Origin of the sequence: Cupriavidus pauculus, from assembly GCF_008693385.1 — a bacterium.
Taxonomy (GTDB): Bacteria; Pseudomonadota; Gammaproteobacteria; order Burkholderiales; family Burkholderiaceae; genus Cupriavidus; species Cupriavidus pauculus_D.
Genome location: NZ_CP044067.1, coordinates 1,632,365 through 1,650,342, shown reverse-complemented (window position 1 = coordinate 1,650,342; position 17,978 = coordinate 1,632,365). Strand labels below are relative to the sequence as shown.

The following is a 17,978-nucleotide window of genomic DNA, read 5'->3' as shown; positions in this document are numbered from 1 at the left end:
CCTTACGCTGCGTGGAGGCGCGCGGTCTTTAGCGCGGTGCTCCACCACAGCAGGTCGTCCACCATCGCCGTGGCGTGCTCGTCCTTTGCCTTCAGGGTGGCGGCAATCTGCTCCGTGTTGCCCTGGAAGTGGGCGAACACGGCATCGACAGGCAGGTGAACCGCATGCCGGATCGGGGCCATCTGCAGTTCGATGGAAATCTCGCGCAGCTGTTGGACCGCACGCGCGCCGCCCACACTGCCCCAGCTCACGAAGCCGATCGGTTTCCGTTGCCACTCGGCATATACCCAGTCCAGTGCATTCTTCAGGACGGCCGGCGGCGCAAAGTTGTACTCGGGGGTCGCGACGATAAAGGCGTCGGACGTACCGATGGCCTCGGTCCACCGCCGCACGGCCTCGTGATCGTATGGCGGGCGGCCCGGGATGCCGGGGAGCATGGCGCTATCGAAAAACGGCAGGGAGAAGTCGCGGAGGTCCAGAATGCGGGCCGAGACGCCTTCGCGCTGGTCCAGATGCGCCTTGATCCAACGCGCCGGTGCGTCGGAGAAGCGATGCTCGCGGGTGCTGCCGATGATTACGGATACGTTGGTCATGCTGGGCTCCTTTGGTTGGCATGTGGCGCCGCGGTGCGCCTGGAGCCCAATGTATGAAAATGCCCGCTATAGAAAAATCCGGCACAATGAGATGCACTCGTGCATTTTTGTGGGTAATCCAATGGATCTCAACGATATCGCGCTCTTCGTCCATGTCGTCAGGGCTGGCAGCTTCGCGGAAGCGGGCCGGCGGCTGGGCATGCCGCCGAGTACCGCAAGCCGGCGTGTGCAGTCGCTGGAAGCGGCGCTGGGCACGCGGCTGATGCAGCGTACGACGCGGCGGCTGGCACTCACGGACGCAGGCCGTAACTTCTTTGCCGAATCCGCGGATCGGATCGATGCGCTGATGCGCGCGGCGGGGCAGGTGGCCGAGGACGCCAACGACATTGCGGGGCGGGTACGCGTCGCCGTTCCAGCGGACTTCTTCGAGTGGTTTCCAGCCGATGCGCTTGCGCAATTCGCCGCGGCGAATCCTCGGGTGCGCTTCGAGTTCGAACTCAACGATGCGCGGGTGGACCTGCTCGGTGAAGGCATCGACGTTGCGCTACGCGGGGGCGATCAGGATCCCTCGCTGTTCGCGCGCAAGCTCGGAACGAGTTCGGCCATCCTCGTGGCAAGTCCGGACTACCTCGCGCGGCGTGGACGTCCGGCCGAGCTTCGCGATCTTGCAAAGCATGATTGCATTACGTCGCCCTCGCGCGGGGGGCCGCGCAGCACATGGCGGCTCGGTGCGCGGGGCAGGGCCATGGCTTCGGTGGAGGTCGATGGGCCGTTCCAGGCCAACACGTCGTCGGCGCAGCTCGCCGGGGCGATGGCTGGCATGGGAATCGCGCTGCTGCCTGCCGCGCTGACCGTGCCGCTCGTCGAGAGCGGGCGCCTGCGCCGGGTGCTACCGGAGTTCTCGTCCGGCGTCATCGGGGTCCATCTGGTCTATCACAGCCGTCGCCAGTTGCCACGGGCCGTATCGGCCTTCATCGAGTTTGCGGCCAGCACTATTACGGAGCTGGGATTGATACCGCCGGAGCGCGCGCCGTCGCGACATCGGAAGCGAGCCGGAATGGCGGCGAAGTAATGAATCAACACTTCGGGATCAAAACTTCGGGATCAAAACTGCGGGGGATCCAGAACTGCGGGCGATCCAGAGATGCGGACCGTTGCGCGCGGACGGACATTGCGTTGTCCTTGCAGACGTGAGGGCAATGCGGGGCGATCGTTGCCCTAATAATCGCGAAACAGCGATTTCTGTGAAGTGCTGAACATGTGAACCTCGTACTCCATATGCAAGACGCCCACAGGAGTGCTCACATGTTGCCACCAGCGAAGCCGTTCCCAGACACCTATCCCGAGATCGTCCCACCGGACTTGCAGGAACTTGCCGCGTCGCGCGCGGACTATCGGCATCGCAAGGCCGCGAGTGCGTCGGAACTGGTGAGCTTGTGGAAGGCGGAGGGCGCATACCCTTTCACTGGCGATGCATCCGACGCGGTGGAGGCAGCGCGGCGAGAGGTCTTCGACATCTGCGCGCTGAGTGTGCATCAGTACCTCGACTCATTTCGCACCGGAAAATCCAAGGACCGGCAATTCACGCTGCGGATGCTCAAGACCGCGCTGGACGAGAGCCCCGAGTCGCTGAAGAAGATTCTTACCGAGGTCCTGGGCCTGCCGAAGGACAGGCAGACCGAGCTCGTCGATCTGCTGCAGTACACCACGCTGTCCTCGATCATCGAGGCGAGCAAGATGGTTGCCGACAGGCTCCAGTTTCTCGCGGGGCTTCAGACATTGTTGTTTTTGCCGGAAAGCAAACGTTCCACGAAGGAACGTGTTCAGCTGCATCGGATGCTGGAAGGCGAAACGTGGATCTTTGGCGAGGAGTATCTGCTGACCAGTAGCGACGAGAATCTGACCACCGTGCTGAGGAAGCACCTCGCGTTGCTGCGGCCGGAGGCGGCCCGCGGAAGGCAGGCGCGGGTCGTTCGCGACAATGGCAGCGAGGCCGTGATCGATCTGCTGCTGGGCAGGGAGGTGCCAGCTTACGCGACGACTCGCCGCGAGTATCTTGTCGTCGAACTGAAGCGCCCCGCTCAGCGTATCGATCTTGCGGTCAAGGCACAGGTCGAAAGCTATGCGATGGCCGTCCGCCGGGACGAGCGATTCGACAAGGCCAACACCCACTGGACCTTTCTTGCGGTCTCCAACGAGATGACGGACGACGCGGCCTGCACGCTGCAGCAGCGCGGAAAGGTATTCGGTTATTTCCACACCGAGCCGCAGTTTCGCATCGGCCTGGCAACGTGGAGCGAGATTCTGGGCGCGTCACGCGCGCGGCTTGAAGCCTTCCGGGAGAAGCTGGGGTACACCGCGACCCGGGATCAAGGGGTCGCGCGGTTGCATCGGACGTATGCACAGTACCTGCCGGAGACGCTCGGCTGACGCGTTGCCTCAATCGAGATACGTACTTGAAGCTGGCGGCCGTGAGCGCTATCGTCAGTGCCTGGTCGGTGCCTATACAGCGACGTCACCATTCGACACGTCGAGAGTGGCCCCGGCGACGCAGATTGACGATGGGAGCGACAATATGCCAGTTCGCGTTGCGGTGCTCTGTCTGTTGCTGTCCGGCGCGGCGGTCGTGCATGCCGACGAGGTTCTTCAGAACCGCGGCAACGATCCCTTCTTTCAGATTTCCTCCGCCATCCCCAATTGCCCCGAACCCGCCGGTCCGCGCACGACCGAGGCCGAGTGGATTCGGGAGTCGCATCATCGTGTCGAGCATGGCAACCACTGCTGGATCGAAGGCCGTTGCCGGTTGCCGAATGCCTTTGCCTACGATCAGGAGATTGCCGATACCGCGCGCCGGCGTCTGCAATGGCTCACCATCCATATGCCCGAGTGGAAGGACAGCACATTGTGGGTGACCGTCTGGCAGCGGTGGATCCTTGTGCAGGGCTGCGTGGGCCCGAAATTTCCGACCGCGACATTCATGGCGGCGATGCGCGAGGTGCCCGATGCCGAGCGCGTGGCCGATCAGACCACGCGCGATCCCTCCCGAAGCGTGCCGTATGAGCGCTTTACCAAAACCCCAGCACCTTCCACCACGTCCCCCCCACCACCGCAAACACCAGCAACTCCAGCACACACATCACCGCCCCGGCCCGCCACCACTGTCCCATCGTCACATACCCACTCCCAAAAATGATCGGCGAGGTGCCGGTCGCATAGTGGGTCAGCGTCATCATGATGGCCGAGCCGGCGGCCATCATCAGCAGGAACGGCGGGACATAGGGCGGCGGAATCAACTGGACGCCCACGGTCAGGAAGGCGAGCATCATCGCGCTGATATGCGCGGTGGTGCTGGCGAACAGGTAGTGCGAGAACACGAACGCCAGCACGAGCACGCTCGCGATGGCGGGCCAGTCCATGCCGCTGGCGGCAATGGCGTCGCGCATGTCGGCCGAGAACCATGCGATCACGCCGAGCTTGTTGAGCTGCTCCGCGAGCATCACCAGGGCGCCGAACCAGATCAGCGTGTCCCATGCGCTCTTCTCGGACAGCACGTCGTCCCAGTCGATCGTGCCGGTGATGATCAGCGCGAAGAGGCCGAGGAATGCGACCACGGTCGGGTCCAGCGTGTAGGCGTCGCCGAAGATCATCGCCGGCAGGTTCGCCCAGAGCAGCAGCATCAACGCGAACACGCCCATCATCACGCGCTCCTTGCCGCTGAGCGGGCCCATGCGGGCCAGCTCGCCGCGCGCGTAGTCGATGGCATTGGGCGTGGCCTTCAGCTCGGGCGGGTTCAGCAGATAGATCACCAGCGGCATCAGCAGCAGGCAAAGCAGGCCGGGCAGCAGCATGCATAGCGCCCACGTGGTCCAGGTCAGATGCAGCGACTGACCGCTCGCGCGCGCCACGTAGTCGACGACAAGCGGGTTCGGCGCGGTCGCGGTCACGAACATGGCTGATGTGATCGGATTGGCGTGATAGTTGACCAGGGCGAGGTATGTGCCGACCTTCCCCTGCGTTCCCTTCGCGGGATCGGAGTCGAATGCGCCCGCGATCGACCGCATGATCGGATGCACGATGCCGCCACCGCGCGCGGTGTTGCTGGGCGTGAACGGCGCCAGCACCAGTTCGCAGATCGCGAGCCCGTAGCCGATGCCAAGCGTGCGTTTGCCGAGCGCCGCGATGAACATCAGGCCGATGCGATTGCCAAGGCCGGTTTTCTTCAGCCCACGCGAGATCAGGATGGCGACGACGATCAGCCAGATCAGCGGACTCGAGAAACTGCTCAACGCGTCGGCAATGGCGCCCTTCGACGAGTGGGAGGTCACCTGCGCCAGCGAGACGATGACGATGGCCATCATCGCCATGACGCCGATCGGCATTACCTTGAGAATGATGGCCACGATCGTGGTCAGGAAGATGGCCACCAGCGTCCAGGCATCGGCTTTCAGCCCCTCGGGCGCGGGAAGCAGCAACAGCGTGACAAGCACGACCGTGGTGACGATCGCCGGACCCAGCCGGAACGGCACCACGGACACGAAATACCGGTACATCGCCGCGATCTTGCCCAGCATCTTCCCGCCTCCCTTTCGACATCGTCGTTCATCCAACCCTCGCCGCATGGTGACCGATGCGCGCCGGGAGGGGAAGTCAAATTTTTCGAAGCGAGGTTGAAGAGAATTGGCGGTCTAGCGCTGTCGGCTGTTACGGCTTCTGATGTGCGCGGCCATCTCCGCCAGCTCCCGATCATCGCCGCGCCGGCCGTCGTGCGATGAGAGATAGCCTTCGTACGTCTCGAAGTATTTGTCCACACTCGACTTGATCGGCCGCCAGGGCCCACGCGTGCCGTGCATCGGAAACAGCTTGATATGCGCGTGGTCCACACCAAAGCCTTCCATGATGGCACCCGTTCGCCCGACCCCGTCCAGGGATCTGTCCAGCAATCGGCCTACTTCTCTCGCGGCCAGCGTCAGACGCTGAAGCGTGGCGGGCTCGAGGTCGAAGAGATAGCTTGGATGGTGGGCTTTGGTGACAACGACGGTAAAGCCCGGCGTATTCGGATAGATGGAAAGAAACGCGAGGTGACGTTCGTCCTCCCAGATCGAATGGCAAGGCGACATGCCAGCCACAATTTGGCAGAATATGCAGTTGTCAGTCGCACCACCGATCATTTGTCCTCCGCCGCGAATCTGGTTGCAATGTCCCCACTTCGGTTCGCCATATAAGCACCGCCTTAGCGAGAACAATTGTCCCGAAGCGCGGTGATACGTCCACGAACAGAGGAAGCAAACCAAAGAGGTACGCGAGCCCAGTATATGGGGCGATCACGACAAAGAAACGAAATCGGCAATATTCAAGAGAACGGCGACGTGACGGTTTGGCGGAGACCAGCGTCGCGGCCCGCGACCCCGGGGCGCGGCCTCTTGGCACCTCCGTTTGCAACCAATCAGAACCCCAGCCGCCCAAGCGACGCGCCGCCATCGACGTACAGCGTCTGCCCCGTCATAAAGCCGGCCTCCTCCGATAGCAGAAACGCAATCGTCGCCGCGATCTCGTCGGGTTTGCCGAGGCGGCCCAAGGGGATTGCCGACAGATAGCGCTTCTCCCCCGCGCTGCCGACCGGGTTGTTGGCACGGAACAGCTCGGTCTCCGTCGGACCTGGTGCGACGGCATTCACGGTGATGCCCGTGTCCGCGAGTTCCAGTGCCCACGAACGCGCAAAGCTCACCAGCGCCGCCTTGGCGGCCGCATAGGCGGTGCGGTCCGGCATGCCGAGGATCGTCAGGCTCGAGATATTGACGATGCGTCCCCACCCACGCTGCCGCATTCCGGGCAGCAGCGCCTGCGTGGTCTGCACGGCCGGATGAAGATTCAGCCGGAGCACGTCGTCGAGCGTGCCCAGATCGATCTGGCCGATACGCTGCGGCTTCACCAGACCCACGTTGTTGACCACACCGTCGAAGGCGATGCGGCCGGTCAGTGCCGCGAGGGCCGCCTCGGTGGCGGCGCGGTCGGAGAGATCCACGGTGACGAGTTCGCCCGGAAACTTGTTGCCCGCGGCGGCCTCGCCGCGCGCGAGGCCGACCACATGGTGACCCGCGCGCAGGAGCCGGTCCGTCAGCGCGCGGCCGATGCCCTTGGTCGCGCCCGTAATCAGAAACGTGCGTTGTGTCATGGCGTGATCCTCCGGTTAGCGCCGTGCCGCGGCGGCGCGCTCGAGCACCGGCAGCATATCGGCCGGCTCCGGGCGATGCGTGTAGTCGGGGTTGACCTCGGCGTACCGCACCACGCCATCCTGTCCGATGACATAACGCGCCGGCATCGGCAGCGTCCATGAGGGGTCGTCGTTGAAGGCCGGCAGGTCGTTGCCGAGTGTCTGGTACAGCGCGACCAGATAGTCGGGCAATGCGAAGCGCAGGCCGAACGCCGCGCCCGTTTCTCCGCGCACGTCGCTGAGCACCGGAAAATCCAGCTGGTTCTGGCGAACCGACTTGCGGCTGTTCACGGGCTTCTGCGGCGAGATGGCGACGATGTTCGCGCCCAGCGCGCGGAACTGCGGTAGCAACTCGTTCAGCGCCTGCAGTTCGATATTGCAGTAGGGACACCAGACGCCACGATAGAACGTGACGATCAGCGGACCTTGTGCCAGCAACTCGGCCGACGACACTGTCCGGTCGTTCTGGTCCTGCAGCACGAATGCCGGTGCGCGGTCCCCGGCATGGATCGCGCGCTCGGCCTGCCCGCTCGCGAACAGCGCGGCGGTGGCCCGTTCCATGATCGGATGAATCTCGGGCGGAGCGTTGTAGGGCGGCTTTCCGCCCTTGAAGTCGGCCTTGAATGCGTCGAGTCTGGCTTGCAGCGTCATGATGGATCCTCCGTGGGGGCGTGTGACTCAGGCCGGCAGCTTCGGCGCCGTGGGGAAGTCCACCGGTACCTGCGTGGTGGCATGCAGGTAGTTGGTCACCGTCTTGTCGCCGATGACGACGATCGCATCGACGAGGTTAGCCTGGGTCCAGCCCGCCGCGAAGAATGCATCGACGAGGGCCTGATCGGCGTGGCCGCGGTTGAGGGCGATATTGCGCGTCAGGCGTGCCAGCGCATCGAGCTTCGCATCGAAGCCGGCCGTGCCGCCGCGGACCTCGAGCACCTGCTCGTCGGTGAAGCCGTTCATCTTGCCGATGACCGTATGCGCGGCCAGGCAGTACTCGCAGCTGTTGACCTGACTGACGACGAGGTTGACGACCTCGCGGGCCTTGCCGGTGATCGAGCTCTTGCCGTTCTGGAAGGCGAGGTAGTTGCCGAGCGCGTGCTCCGAAAGGGCGAGCGTGGCGTAGAGGTTGGGCACCATGCCGAGGCTGCTCTTCAGCTTGTCGAAGATGGCCTGGTTGGCGGGGGAAACGTCTTCACGCGTGGGTACGTTGATCTTGTTCATGATGTGACTCCAGTTCAGGTTAAGGACGCTGTGTGGTGGAGCGCGTCCGTTGGGGTGACTGAACTATCGTTGATTCCTGAACGGAGATTCAGACGGGGATCGGTCATATCATTCATTCTTGTGAGGAATGAAATGACTCGCCATCGGGAGCGAGTGCATGGTCGCCGTATCGAGTGGGGCGCACCGTTTGCATCACAATCTTCGGCACAATTGCTATCCTGCAATGAAGCCCCCAAATCCAGGAGACGCCCCCATGTGCCGTTGGCTGGCCTATTCCGGCCGTTCCGTCCCGCTCGAAGCGGTCTTGTTTCAGCCGGAACATTCCCTGATCGACCAGAGCCTCAATGCGAGGCTCGGCCATACCACTACCAATGGCGACGGATTCGGCGTCGGCTGGTATGGCCGGCATTCGGAACTGCCGTTCCGCTATCGCTGCCTGCATCCCGCGTGGAGCGATACGAACCTGCGCGAGACGGCGCGTGCCGTCAGGGCGCCGCTGTTTGTCGCGCATGTGCGCGCGGCCACGGGGACGCCGACGCAGGAAACCAACTGCCACCCGTTCCGCTTCGGCCGCTGGCTATTCGTCCACAACGGCCTGATCCGCGAGTTCCCGCTGCTCCGCCGCGACCTGATGATGGCCGTGGCCCCGCATCTGTTCCGCTGGATCGAAGGTTCGACTGACTCCGAGATCATGTTCTTCCTCGCGCTGACCTTCGGCCTCGAGCGCGACCCGCGCAGCGCGCTGGAACAGATGGCCGGCTTTATCGAAGAGGTGGGCCAGCGCTACGACGTCCAGTTCCCGCTGAATATGACCGTGTGCGTCACCGACGGCCAGCAGATCGTGGCCGTCCGCTACTCGAGCGAGAACGAATCGCGCTCGCTGTTCCACAGCACGTCCTTCCGCCAGCTTCGCGCCCTCTATCCCGAAGACCCCCGCATCATCGCCGCCGGCGACGATGCGTTCCTCGTGCTCTCGGAACCGTTGATCGACGTGCAGGGCGTCTGGGAAGAAATCCCCGAGGCGACGATCCTGATGGCAAAGGGCGGCGAAATCGAACAGGGGTGTTTCGTGCCGAGGATGCCGAAGGTGGGCACCTAGCCCGGATTCACGACTGATTACGGGCGCGACCGACTTTGCGCAGCGCTGCTAGCATCGACATCCCCCACGGACCAGTGCCGCTTTCTGAGTGGCGCCTTTCCAAGCCTCGGCGCGGACGCCAATGGCCTCGGCTTCGGCCAGATTCACGAAACGCCGATTGTTCGGGCTTTTGCACCGTGTGAACCTTGGTCTCCGTACACCCGTACACGCCGCGCGTTGCCGCGGAGGAGACCAGGCCATGGACGAGTCGAAACACGCATCGAACCACACATCGAACCACACATCGAACCACACATCGAACCACACATCGAACCAAGATTGCATCTTCTGCCAGGTGGTTCGCGGGGCGGCGCCCTGCCACACCATCTGGGAGGACGCGCATCATGTCGCGTTCCTCTCTATCTATCCATACACCCCCGGCTTCGCGGTGCTGGTCACCAGGGCGCACCACCCGAGCAATCTCTCCGAGCTCGATCCGGTGATCGTCGAGCGGTTGACGGATGCCGCCGGGGAAGTCCGCCGCATGCTCGATCGGACGTTCAGGGATGTAGGTCGGACCGGCTGCGATATGGATGGGTTTGGCGTGGACCACGCGCATGTGAAGTTTTTCGTGACGCATGGCATGGCCACCGCCGAATGACCGGTTGGCCGGGCCCGCGCCGAAATCCAACACGCTGCCTTATTGTTTCCTGAATTTCCGATATTTTTCAGCAACTCAAGCTGCCTGCTCCTCATTAACATAGCAACCATTCCCGCCTATCGAGCAACCCATCCCTCATCCTCGCCATGCCACGGCCGATCTCCGCCACGATTCACCTCTCCGCGCTGGAAAACAATCTCGCCGTCGCGCGCCGGCTCAGTCCCGCGTCGAAGGTGTGGGCCGTGGTCAAGGCCAATGCCTATGGCCATGGCATCGAACGCGTGTACCCGGCGCTCTCCGCGGCGGACGGGTTCGCGTTGCTCGACCTCGACGAGGCCGTGCGGCTGCGGCAGCTCGGATGGGACAAGCCGATCCTGCTGCTCGAAGGGTTTTTCGACGAGAGCGATGTACCGTTGCTTGCATCGTTGCGGTTGACCACCGCCGTCCATGACGAGGCGCAGCTGCGCATGCTCGCGCTCGCCTCGCGCGAAGGCCGGCTGCCGCGAGGGTCCATCGACGTTTTCCTGAAGCTCAACTCGGGCATGAACCGGCTCGGCTTTGCGCCGGAGCATTACCGCGCCGCATTCCGGCGCGCGCAGGAGATCGAAGCAATCGGCACGGTCGGCCATATGAGCCACTTCGCCGATGCCGATACGGAAACCGGGATCTCCGCGCAGTGGGAATGCTTCCGCACGACGACGCGTGAACTGCCCGGGCCCGTCTCGCTGGCCAACTCCGCCGCCACGCTCTGGCATCGCGAATGCCGCTACGACTGGGTGCGCGCGGGGATCATGCTGTACGGTGCCTCGCCCTCGGGCCACGCACGCGATCTGGCCGGCACGGGACTGCAGCCGACGCAGACGCTGGCCAGCCGTATCCTCGGTGTGCAGCAGATCGAGCCAGGGCAGGCCGTCGGCTATGGCTCCCACTACGTGGCCACACGGCGGCAGCGCATCGGCATCGTGGCATGCGGGTATGCCGACGGATATCCGCGCGTGGCGTCGTCGCATGCCGGACACTTCGCGCCCGTACGCGTGGGCGATCGCATGACGCGCACGCTGGGCCGCGTGTCGATGGACATGCTGGCCGTCGATCTCGATGCGTGTCCGGAGGCGAACGTCGGAACTCCGGTCGAACTCTGGGGGCGGCACGTGGCGATCGACGACGTCGCCGCCGCGGCCGGCACCATCGGGTACGAGCTCATGTGCGCGGTGGCACCGCGCGTGCCGGTACGCGTCGAACCGTGAGCGTCGCGCGTCGCATACCGGCAACATCGTCACGCCTGCGATCATCACAGCCGTAACGATTCCGCGCGGGCCGATCCGCAATCTGGATCGCGCGTGAAACCCGCGCGTGAATACCATGCGCGTGCGAACGCGCCAACCCTCTCTTCGCATATTCAAGCGCCCGCTTGGCCGCGGTCCCGGTCACATCGCTGACATATCGCGTTCCTAGACTGCGCTCTCTTTCGCCGGCCCCCCCGGTGGAGGGGTGCCCGGTCTGCATGACCCATTCCAGAAACCATCATGGCCGAGACCGGCCGGGCATGTTCGACGGCGCGCGCCGGCTCGCGCTCGGCCAGTTGCGCGGATCATGACCCATGACAAGAAAAGGTACGATCTCCCACCACGCCCGGCCGCTGCTCGGCGCCGGTATCCTGTGTCTGTCCATGCTGTTGAGCGCCTGCGGAGGCGATGACAACAACGCGCCGGCAAACGGTGGCAACGGCAACAATGGCGGCAATCCCGGCGGCGGCACACAGCCGCCCGCGGCCTGCGCGACCGCCCATTGCGCGCCCGCTCCCTGATGTCGAGCCTGCATCCACGAAAAAACGAACAGACACCGAACCGGCATGACCTTCAATCCTTCCAAGCGCAAGTTCCTGCGTAACACCCTGGGCTCCGCCGCTGCCGCGGCCACGCTCGCATCGTTCCCGCCCAGCATTCGCCGCGCACTGGCCATCGAGGCCAACAACGCCACCGGCACGATCCAGGACGTACAGCACGTGGTGCTGCTGATGCTCGAGAACCGCGCGTTCGACAGCTACTTCGGCACGTTCCGCGGCGTGCGCGGCTACGGCGACCGCTTCGGCATTCCGCTCGCCAACGGCAAGAACATCCTCTACCAGACCGACAACACGGGCACGATCATCACGCCGTATCGCCTCGACGCGACACAGGGCAATGCCCAGCGCGCGGGCGGCACCCCGCATACGTGGCCCGATGCGCAGGCCGCATGGGACCATGGCCGCATGAACCGCTGGCCGGTGGCGAAGAACCGCCTGTCGATGTCCTACTACGAGACCGCCGAGATTCCGTTCCAGCGCGCGCTGGCCGATGCGTTCACGCTGTGCGACGCGTATCACTGCTCGATGCACACGGGGACGATCCCGAACCGTCTGTTCTACTGGACCGGCACCAATGGCCCGAGCGGCGACAATGTCGCGGCCATGGTCAACGAGTTCAATGGCGGCAACGACGTGGGTCCATCGACGCAGGGCTGGACGTGGAAGACGTACGCCGATCGCCTCGTCGATGCGGGCGTGAGCTGGAAGGTCTACCAGAGCCTTGCCGACAACTACGGCTGCAACGAGATGATGAGCTTCCGCCATTGGCGCGCGGCCATGGAATCGATGCCCGCGGCGCGCCGTCCAGTGGCGCTGCCCGCCGTGTCCCCGGCCTACGACCCCGCGATCGACGACGCGCTGAGCCCGCTCGCGCGCGGCTTTGGCAACACGATGCCCGACGGCTTTCTGCAGGCCCTGCGCGACGATGTGCAGAACGGCTCGCTACCCTCGGTGTCCTGGATCATCGCGCCCTCCACGTACAGCGAGCACCCGGGTCCGTCGAGCCCCGCGCAAGGCGGCTGGTACGTGCAGCAGGTGCTCGACGCGCTGACGGCGAACCCCGAGGTGTGGAGCAAGACCGTGCTGCTCATCAACTATGACGAGAACGACGGCTTCTTCGATCATTTGCCGCCGCCTTCCGCGCCGTCGCGCAATGCCGACGGCACGCTTGCGGGCGGCAGCACGTTGTCCGACGCGGACATGGCGTTCGAGTACTTCAACTACACGCCGGCCACGGCCAACCAGCTGACGATGGACGGCAAGCCGTTCGGCCCGGGCCCGCGCGTGCCGATGTGGGTCGTGTCGCCATGGAGCCGCGGAGGCTGGGTCAACTCCCAGACGTTCGACCATACCTCCACGCTGCTTTTCCTGGAGAAGCGCTTCGGCGTGAAGGAACCGCAGATCGGTGCATACCGCCGCGCCGTGTGCGGAGACCTGACGTCGGCGTTCAACTTCGTGAACCCGAACAGCGAGAAGCTGCCAACGCTATCCGGCCGCACGACGAAGGTCGCCGTGGACAACCTCGCGCTGTCGCAAAAAGCATTGCCAGCCATTCCGGTGCCGACGGCGGGCGTCGCCCCGACGCAGGAAAAGGGCACGCGACCCTCGCGCGCGCTGCCGTACGAACTGCACACGACGTCGCGCGTGGATGCGGCCGGCACCGTGACGCTGATGTTCGCAAACAGCAGCACGGGCAACGCGGCCGCGGTCTTCCACGTCTATGACAAGCTGCACCTCGACGCGATTCCGCGCCGTTATGTCGTGGAAGCCGGCAAGACCTTCGAAGGCGTTTGGAACGTGGGCGCCGACGGTGGCCGGTACGACCTGTGGGTGCTAGGCCCGAACGGCTATCACCGCGAGTTCGTCGGCAACACCGCCGAGCAGGCCGCGGCAGGCGGCACCGAGATCCAGGTGTGCTACGAGTTGTGCGATCCGCCCGCGCTGCAGGTCAAGCTGTATAACCGCGGCACGCAGCCGGCCACGTTCACGGCGACGGCGCAGGCGTATCGCACCGACGGACCGTCGGCCCAGACAGTGCTCCCGGGCCGCGTGGGCGAACTGCGCTGGACACTGGGCGACACGGGCAACTGGTACGACTTTGCGATCGTCTGCGACGCATTGCCGTCGTTCCGCCGCCGTATCGCCGGCCGCATCGAAAACGGCAAGGATTCGGTGAGCGATCCGGCCATGGGTCAGATGTAAGTTCCACATGCGGTGTCGCGCCCCGATCATGGCGAGCAAAGCTATCGTGGCAGCGGCCGGCTGGCGGCCCGCAAGGCGCTCATCACAGGCGGCGACTCCGGCCTCGGCCGCGCCACGGCGATCGCGTTCGCGCGCGAGGGCGCCGATGTCGCCATCAATTACCTTCCGGCCGAAGAGGCCGACGCCCGGGAAGTCGCGCAGTACATCCAGCAGGCCGGCCGCAAGGCCGTGCTGCTCCCCGGCGATATTCGCGACGAGCAGTTCTGCCGCCAATTGGTAGCGAACGCGGTGCGCGAGCTCGGCGGACTCGATGTCCTCGTCAACAACGCCGGGCGGCAGCAGACTCACGACTCGATTCTCGATATCACGACGGAGCAGTTCGACTGGACGTTCAAGACGAACGTCTATGCGATGTTCTGGATTACAAAGGCGGCCATCCCGCATATGCCCGCGGGCGCCGCGATCATCAACACGAGTTCCGTGAACGCGACCGATCCCTCGGAGAATCTGCTCGATTACGCCGCGACAAAGGCGACCATCACCAACTTCACCAAGGGGTTGGCCAAGCAGATGGCGAGCAAGGGCATTCGCGTCAATGCCGTGGCACCGGGACCGTTCTGGACACCCCTTCAGGTGTCGGGCGGACAGACCATGGAAAAGCTGAAGGCGTTCGGTAGCGATACGCCCATGCAACGTCCGGGCCAGCCCGCCGAAATCGCGCCGCTGTTCGTCACGCTTGCCGCGCCGGAGGCAAGTTACGTGACGGGGCAGGTGTTTGGCGCATCGGGCGGCAAGGGCAATCCGTGACACTTTCATCGTACGGCGGCATGGGCACGGACGTTGCAGCAGTACCGTCTCCACCCGCTTGATCACCCCCAAGGAGACTGCAATGGACGCGAATCAGACACTCACCTCGAACCAGGGCGCCAATATCGTCGGCTCCGGCGTTGGCGAGGGGCCAGGCCCGGAAGTGATGGCCGCATCGAGCCTCGAGGACACCAAGGTGTACGCCTCCGACGGCGAACATGTCGGCGAGATCAAGGAAATCATGATCGACGTGCCGCGTGGCCGCGTGGCGTACGCCGTGCTGACCACGGGCGGGTTTCTCGGCATCGGCGATACGCTGCACGCCATTCCGTGGTCGGCGCTCGTGATGGACACGGACGCCAAGTGCTTCCGGCTCGGGCTGACCGCAGCGCGCATCAAGGATGCGCCGGGCTTCAACAAGGACAGCTGGCCCAGCATGGCCGACCCGCAATGGGCCACGACGGTCCATCAGTACTACGAGCGCGATCCGTACTGGATCTCCGGCGCGGCGGGGGGACTGCCCCCGGTGTGAACGCCGTGACGAAGAACGAGGGCCGCGTGCAATTTGTACATCGGATGCCGGCCTCGGATGCAATGGCTGTCGCGACAGCGAGGAGCAGATCATGCGGAAGGGATGGATCGCCAGACACATCGCGGCGAGGGTAGCGATGACGGTAGCCATGACGGCAGCGGTGACGGCGGCGATGGCGACGCTGTCGGTGCTGCCGCCCATCGCATCGACCGCCAACGCGGCGCCGCTGACCAACGTCCCCGGTACCGCGTCAGCCAGCGATACCGACGCCCTGTTCCTGCGCCGCGCGGGAACGGCCGGCGCGATGGAGATTGAGGCCAGCCGCATCGCCGAGGTCAGGGCGTCGAGTCCCGAGGTCAAGGCGTTCGCGAAGAAGATGATCGAGGACCATCAGGCCGTCGACGCGCAACTGAAGCATATCGCGGGCAAGCTCGGCATCCAGGTGCCCGAGTCACCGCTGGAAGCGCAGGAGCGCGACGTGCGCGCGCTGGAACAGCTGAACGGGGCCGCGTTCGACGCCGCGTATATCCGCAAGATTGGCGTCGATGCGCATCAGGATGCCGTGAAACTGTTCAGGGATGCCGCGGACAAGGCCAACCACTCGGAGGTCAAGGCCATGGCGCTCCGGACGTTGCCGTCGCTACGGCACCATCTGGAGATGGCCAACGCGTTGAACGACAAGCTCGGCAAGTAGCCCGCTAGCGCGGACCTTACTTTGCATCCATCTCCGCGAACAGCAGCTTGGCCACGCGCGTGGCCTCGCTGCCCGCGGGAATGCCGCAGTACATCGCGGACTGCAGGAACACTTCCCCGATCTCTTCACGCGTGAGGCCGTTGTTCAGTGCCGCGCGAATATGCGTCTTGAGTTCGCCCGTGCGACCCTGCGCCGCGAGGATGGACAACACGCCGATGCTGCGCGAGCGACGGTCCAGGCCCGGGCGGCTCCAGATGTCGCCCCACAGGTTCTTGATGGCGAACTCGCGAATGGGTTCGCTGAAGGCATCCGTGTTGCGCGTGGAGTTGACGACGTACTCCTCGCCCAGCACTTCGCGGCGAACCTGCTCGCCCTTGTCAAACAGTTCCTTGCTCATGGTGGCTCCTGTGCGTTGGGGATGCGCAGAGTCTGCGGCCCGAGGGGCGAGAAGCAAAGATGCCTGCATAGTTCTCACGATCACGGTTTGTGATCGGGCGGCAACGTCCTGCAGTCGCGCCGACGTCCTGCCCGCCGTGAGAACTTATCGTGATCGCGAGAACAGAATTAGCATCTTTCGCTAACGGTCATCCCAACCCTAGACTTGCCTCACTCGCAGTTCTCGCAAGGTCAGGGGCATGGCTCATTCTTCGTCGGACTTTCATGCGCTCGTCGCGTCGCTCGTGGGCTCGCCCGCCGAGATCGGCTCGTATATCGGGGGCGACATGGTCACGGGCAGCGGCACCACGCTGACGCTCGTCGATCCCGCCAGCGAGCAGGCGCTGCTGCAGTTCGCCGATACCGACGCCTCGATCGTGGACGCCGCGCTGCGCAGCTGCCAGACCGGCCAGAAGCAGTGGGCGTCATTCTCCGCGCAACGGCGCGGTGAAGTGCTCGCGCAACTCGGCCAGCTCGTGCGTCGCGACGCCGAGCCGCTCGCGCGCCTCGAAGCGATCACGAGCGGCAAGACCATCAAGGCGGCCCGTGCACAAGTGGCCGCCGTCGCGGAAATCTTCCGCTACTACGCGGGCTGGACCGACAAGTTCCTCGGCAATGTCATTCCCGTGCCCGGCGGCCAGCTCAACTACACGCTGCGCGAGCCGATCGGCGTGGTGCTGGCCATCACGCCGTGGAACTCGCCGATCTATCTCGCCGCATGGAACGTGGCGCCCGCGCTGGCCATGGGCAATGCCGTGCTGCTCAAGCCATCCGAACTCACACCGCTGACCGCACTCGCCCTGGCGCGTCTGGCCCGCGAGGCCGGCCTGCCCGCGGGCACCCTCAATGTGGCCAACGGTCTGGGCAAGACCATCGGTGACGCGGCCATCGGCAATCCGATCACGAAAAAGGTCGTGTTCGTCGGCTCCACGCAGACCGGGCGCGCCGTGAATGCGGCCGCCGCGCAGCGGCCGATCTCGTGCCTGCTGGAGCTCGGCGGCAAGTCGGCCAATATCGTGTTCGACGACGCGGATCTCGATGCGGCGTGCCGCGCGGCCGTGACGGCCGCCTGTGCGAATACCGGGCAGAACTGCGCGGCCGGCTCGCGGCTGCTCGTGCATCGTGCCGTCTACGATCGCTTTGTCGAAGCGGTGGGGCGCGCCGTTGCCGAATACCGGATCGGCCATCCGCTCGACGAGGCGGCCGATGGCGGGCCGATCAACAACCGCGCACAGTTCGAACGGATCCAGCGCATGGTGGCCATGGGCCTCGACGAAGGCGCGCGACTCGTCACCGGTGGCGTAACGGTGCCGGATGGCCCGGGTTTCTTTGTGAAGCCCACGGTGCTGAGCCACGTGAACAACACGATGCGCATCGCCCGCGAGGAGGTGTTCGGACCCGTGGTCGTCGCGATTCCATTCGACACCGAGGCCGAGGCCATCGAGATCGCCAACGACAGCGAGTTCGCACTGGCCGGCGCGGTATGGACGCGCGATATCGCCCGCGCGCACCGCGTGGCGGCGCAGGTCAATGCGGGCCTGCTGTGGATCAACATGTATCGCGATATGCACGTCGCCACGCCGTTCGGCGGTAACGACAGCAGTGGTTACGGCCGCTCGAGCGGCGCCGAATGCCTGTTCGAGTACACGAAAACCAAGAGCGTGTGGTTGCCGATCGCCGAAGGCAGTTGAACTGCCGCTC

The 17,978-nt window shown here is 64.7% G+C and carries 18 protein-coding genes and 1 pseudogene; 12 read left to right on the top strand and 7 right to left on the bottom strand.

Going from position 1 to position 17,978, the window contains the following annotated elements:
- Window positions 1-2: 2 nt before the first annotated feature.
- Window positions 3-593, bottom strand: coding sequence for an NADPH-dependent FMN reductase (locus FOB72_RS25695; RefSeq protein WP_150375546.1), 591 nt, complete (start codon window positions 591-593; stop codon window positions 3-5).
- Here FOB72_RS25695 and FOB72_RS25690 point away from each other — a divergent pair.
- The 3 genes and pseudogenes from FOB72_RS25690 to FOB72_RS32690 all read left to right on the top strand — a co-directional run.
- Window positions 592-1,665 (top strand): LysR family transcriptional regulator, encoded by a 1,074-nt coding sequence (locus FOB72_RS25690; RefSeq protein WP_223851570.1) that lies wholly within the window; start codon window positions 592-594, stop codon window positions 1,663-1,665. The two genes, FOB72_RS25695 and FOB72_RS25690, sit on opposite strands and share 2 nt — an antisense overlap.
- A gap of 233 nt (window positions 1,666-1,898) precedes the next feature.
- Window positions 1,899-3,023, top strand: coding sequence for a hypothetical protein (locus FOB72_RS25685; RefSeq protein WP_150375544.1), 1,125 nt, complete (start codon window positions 1,899-1,901; stop codon window positions 3,021-3,023).
- 145 nt (window positions 3,024-3,168) lie between these two features.
- Window positions 3,169-3,672: pseudogene (locus tag FOB72_RS32690) on the top strand (BON domain-containing protein); the annotation flags it as partial.
- Here FOB72_RS32690 and FOB72_RS25675 read toward each other — a convergent pair.
- From FOB72_RS25675 to FOB72_RS25655, 5 genes are all read right to left on the bottom strand, one after another.
- Window positions 3,659-5,164 (bottom strand): DASS family sodium-coupled anion symporter, encoded by a 1,506-nt coding sequence (locus FOB72_RS25675; protein WP_150375542.1) that lies wholly within the window; start codon window positions 5,162-5,164, stop codon window positions 3,659-3,661. The pseudogene FOB72_RS32690 and the gene FOB72_RS25675 sit on opposite strands and share 14 nt — an antisense overlap.
- 114 nt (window positions 5,165-5,278) lie before the next feature.
- Window positions 5,279-5,761, bottom strand: a complete 483-nt coding sequence (locus tag FOB72_RS25670) for an HIT family protein (RefSeq protein WP_150375540.1) — start codon at window positions 5,759-5,761, stop codon at window positions 5,279-5,281.
- A gap of 275 nt (window positions 5,762-6,036) precedes the next feature.
- Entirely contained in the window at window positions 6,037-6,765 is a 729-nt protein-coding gene (locus FOB72_RS25665) for an SDR family oxidoreductase (protein WP_150375538.1), read from the bottom strand.
- A 15-nt stretch (window positions 6,766-6,780) separates the two neighbouring features.
- Entirely contained in the window at window positions 6,781-7,455 is a 675-nt protein-coding gene (locus FOB72_RS25660) for a peroxiredoxin-like family protein (RefSeq protein WP_150375536.1), read from the bottom strand.
- A 27-nt stretch (window positions 7,456-7,482) separates the two neighbouring features.
- On the bottom strand, window positions 7,483-8,022 hold the full coding sequence (locus FOB72_RS25655) for a carboxymuconolactone decarboxylase family protein (RefSeq protein WP_150375534.1): 540 nt from the start codon (window positions 8,020-8,022) through the stop codon (window positions 7,483-7,485).
- Window positions 8,023-8,275: 253 nt separating this feature from the next.
- Between FOB72_RS25655 and FOB72_RS25650 the strand changes: the two genes are divergently transcribed.
- From FOB72_RS25650 to FOB72_RS25615, 8 genes are all read left to right on the top strand, one after another.
- Window positions 8,276-9,121 (top strand): class II glutamine amidotransferase, encoded by an 846-nt coding sequence (locus tag FOB72_RS25650; RefSeq protein ID WP_150375532.1) that lies wholly within the window; start codon window positions 8,276-8,278, stop codon window positions 9,119-9,121.
- 238 nt (window positions 9,122-9,359) lie between these two features.
- The gene (locus FOB72_RS25645) at window positions 9,360-9,761 is read left to right on the top strand and encodes an HIT family protein (protein WP_191002271.1); all 402 of its coding nucleotides are present in this window, start codon (window positions 9,360-9,362) and stop codon (window positions 9,759-9,761) included.
- 146 nt (window positions 9,762-9,907) lie between these two features.
- Window positions 9,908-11,008, top strand: coding sequence for an alanine racemase (alr, locus tag FOB72_RS25640; protein WP_150375528.1), 1,101 nt, complete (start codon window positions 9,908-9,910; stop codon window positions 11,006-11,008).
- Window positions 11,009-11,361: 353 nt separating this feature from the next.
- On the top strand, window positions 11,362-11,568 hold the full coding sequence (locus tag FOB72_RS25635) for a hypothetical protein (RefSeq protein WP_150375526.1): 207 nt from the start codon (window positions 11,362-11,364) through the stop codon (window positions 11,566-11,568).
- Between the two features lie 45 nt (window positions 11,569-11,613).
- Entirely contained in the window at window positions 11,614-13,809 is a 2,196-nt protein-coding gene (locus tag FOB72_RS25630) for a phosphocholine-specific phospholipase C (protein ID WP_150375524.1), read from the top strand.
- Between the two features lie 12 nt (window positions 13,810-13,821).
- Complete coding sequence (locus FOB72_RS25625) at window positions 13,822-14,616, top strand: SDR family oxidoreductase (protein ID WP_150375522.1); 795 nt, start codon at window positions 13,822-13,824, stop codon at window positions 14,614-14,616.
- Between the two features lie 82 nt (window positions 14,617-14,698).
- A complete protein-coding gene (locus tag FOB72_RS25620) occupies window positions 14,699-15,148 on the top strand; it encodes a PRC-barrel domain-containing protein (RefSeq protein ID WP_150375520.1) in 450 nt (149 codons plus the stop codon).
- A 91-nt stretch (window positions 15,149-15,239) separates the two neighbouring features.
- Window positions 15,240-15,842: a DUF4142 domain-containing protein gene (locus FOB72_RS25615; protein ID WP_223851569.1), complete on the top strand. Its 603-nt coding sequence runs from the start codon at window positions 15,240-15,242 to the stop codon at window positions 15,840-15,842.
- Window positions 15,843-15,858: 16 nt separating this feature from the next.
- Here FOB72_RS25615 and FOB72_RS25610 read toward each other — a convergent pair whose 3' ends face one another.
- The gene (locus FOB72_RS25610) at window positions 15,859-16,239 is read right to left on the bottom strand and encodes a carboxymuconolactone decarboxylase family protein (protein WP_150375518.1); all 381 of its coding nucleotides are present in this window, start codon (window positions 16,237-16,239) and stop codon (window positions 15,859-15,861) included.
- A gap of 238 nt (window positions 16,240-16,477) precedes the next feature.
- On the opposite strand from FOB72_RS25610, the gene FOB72_RS25605 reads away from it, so the two are divergent.
- Window positions 16,478-17,968, top strand: a complete 1,491-nt coding sequence (locus FOB72_RS25605; protein ID WP_150375516.1) for an aldehyde dehydrogenase family protein — start codon at window positions 16,478-16,480, stop codon at window positions 17,966-17,968.
- Window positions 17,969-17,978 lie beyond the last annotated feature (10 nt).

Bases quoted from the DNA above. Each gene is read 5' to 3' on its own strand.
- FOB72_RS25690 (WP_223851570.1), top strand. From the start codon at position 592: ATGCTGGGCTCCTTTGGTTGGCATGTGGCGCCGCGGTGCGCCTGGAGC.
- FOB72_RS25695 (WP_150375546.1), bottom strand. From the start codon at position 593: ATGACCAACGTATCCGTAATCATCGGCAGCACCCGCGAGCATCGCTTC.
- FOB72_RS25685 (WP_150375544.1), top strand. From the start codon at position 1,899: ATGTTGCCACCAGCGAAGCCGTTCCCAGACACCTATCCCGAGATCGTC.
- FOB72_RS25675 (WP_150375542.1), bottom strand. From the start codon at position 5,164: ATGCTGGGCAAGATCGCGGCGATGTACCGGTATTTCGTGTCCGTGGTG.
- FOB72_RS25670 (WP_150375540.1), bottom strand. From the start codon at position 5,761: ATGATCGGTGGTGCGACTGACAACTGCATATTCTGCCAAATTGTGGCT.
- FOB72_RS25665 (WP_150375538.1), bottom strand. From the start codon at position 6,765: ATGACACAACGCACGTTTCTGATTACGGGCGCGACCAAGGGCATCGGC.
- FOB72_RS25660 (WP_150375536.1), bottom strand. From the start codon at position 7,455: ATGACGCTGCAAGCCAGACTCGACGCATTCAAGGCCGACTTCAAGGGC.
- FOB72_RS25655 (WP_150375534.1), bottom strand. From the start codon at position 8,022: ATGAACAAGATCAACGTACCCACGCGTGAAGACGTTTCCCCCGCCAAC.
- FOB72_RS25650 (WP_150375532.1), top strand. From the start codon at position 8,276: ATGTGCCGTTGGCTGGCCTATTCCGGCCGTTCCGTCCCGCTCGAAGCG.
- FOB72_RS25645 (WP_191002271.1), top strand. From the start codon at position 9,360: ATGGACGAGTCGAAACACGCATCGAACCACACATCGAACCACACATCG.
- alr (WP_150375528.1), top strand. From the start codon at position 9,908: ATGCCACGGCCGATCTCCGCCACGATTCACCTCTCCGCGCTGGAAAAC.
- FOB72_RS25635 (WP_150375526.1), top strand. From the start codon at position 11,362: ATGACAAGAAAAGGTACGATCTCCCACCACGCCCGGCCGCTGCTCGGC.
- FOB72_RS25630 (WP_150375524.1), top strand. From the start codon at position 11,614: ATGACCTTCAATCCTTCCAAGCGCAAGTTCCTGCGTAACACCCTGGGC.
- FOB72_RS25620 (WP_150375520.1), top strand. From the start codon at position 14,699: ATGGACGCGAATCAGACACTCACCTCGAACCAGGGCGCCAATATCGTC.
- FOB72_RS25615 (WP_223851569.1), top strand. From the start codon at position 15,240: ATGCGGAAGGGATGGATCGCCAGACACATCGCGGCGAGGGTAGCGATG.
- FOB72_RS25610 (WP_150375518.1), bottom strand. From the start codon at position 16,239: ATGAGCAAGGAACTGTTTGACAAGGGCGAGCAGGTTCGCCGCGAAGTG.
- FOB72_RS25605 (WP_150375516.1), top strand. From the start codon at position 16,478: ATGGCTCATTCTTCGTCGGACTTTCATGCGCTCGTCGCGTCGCTCGTG.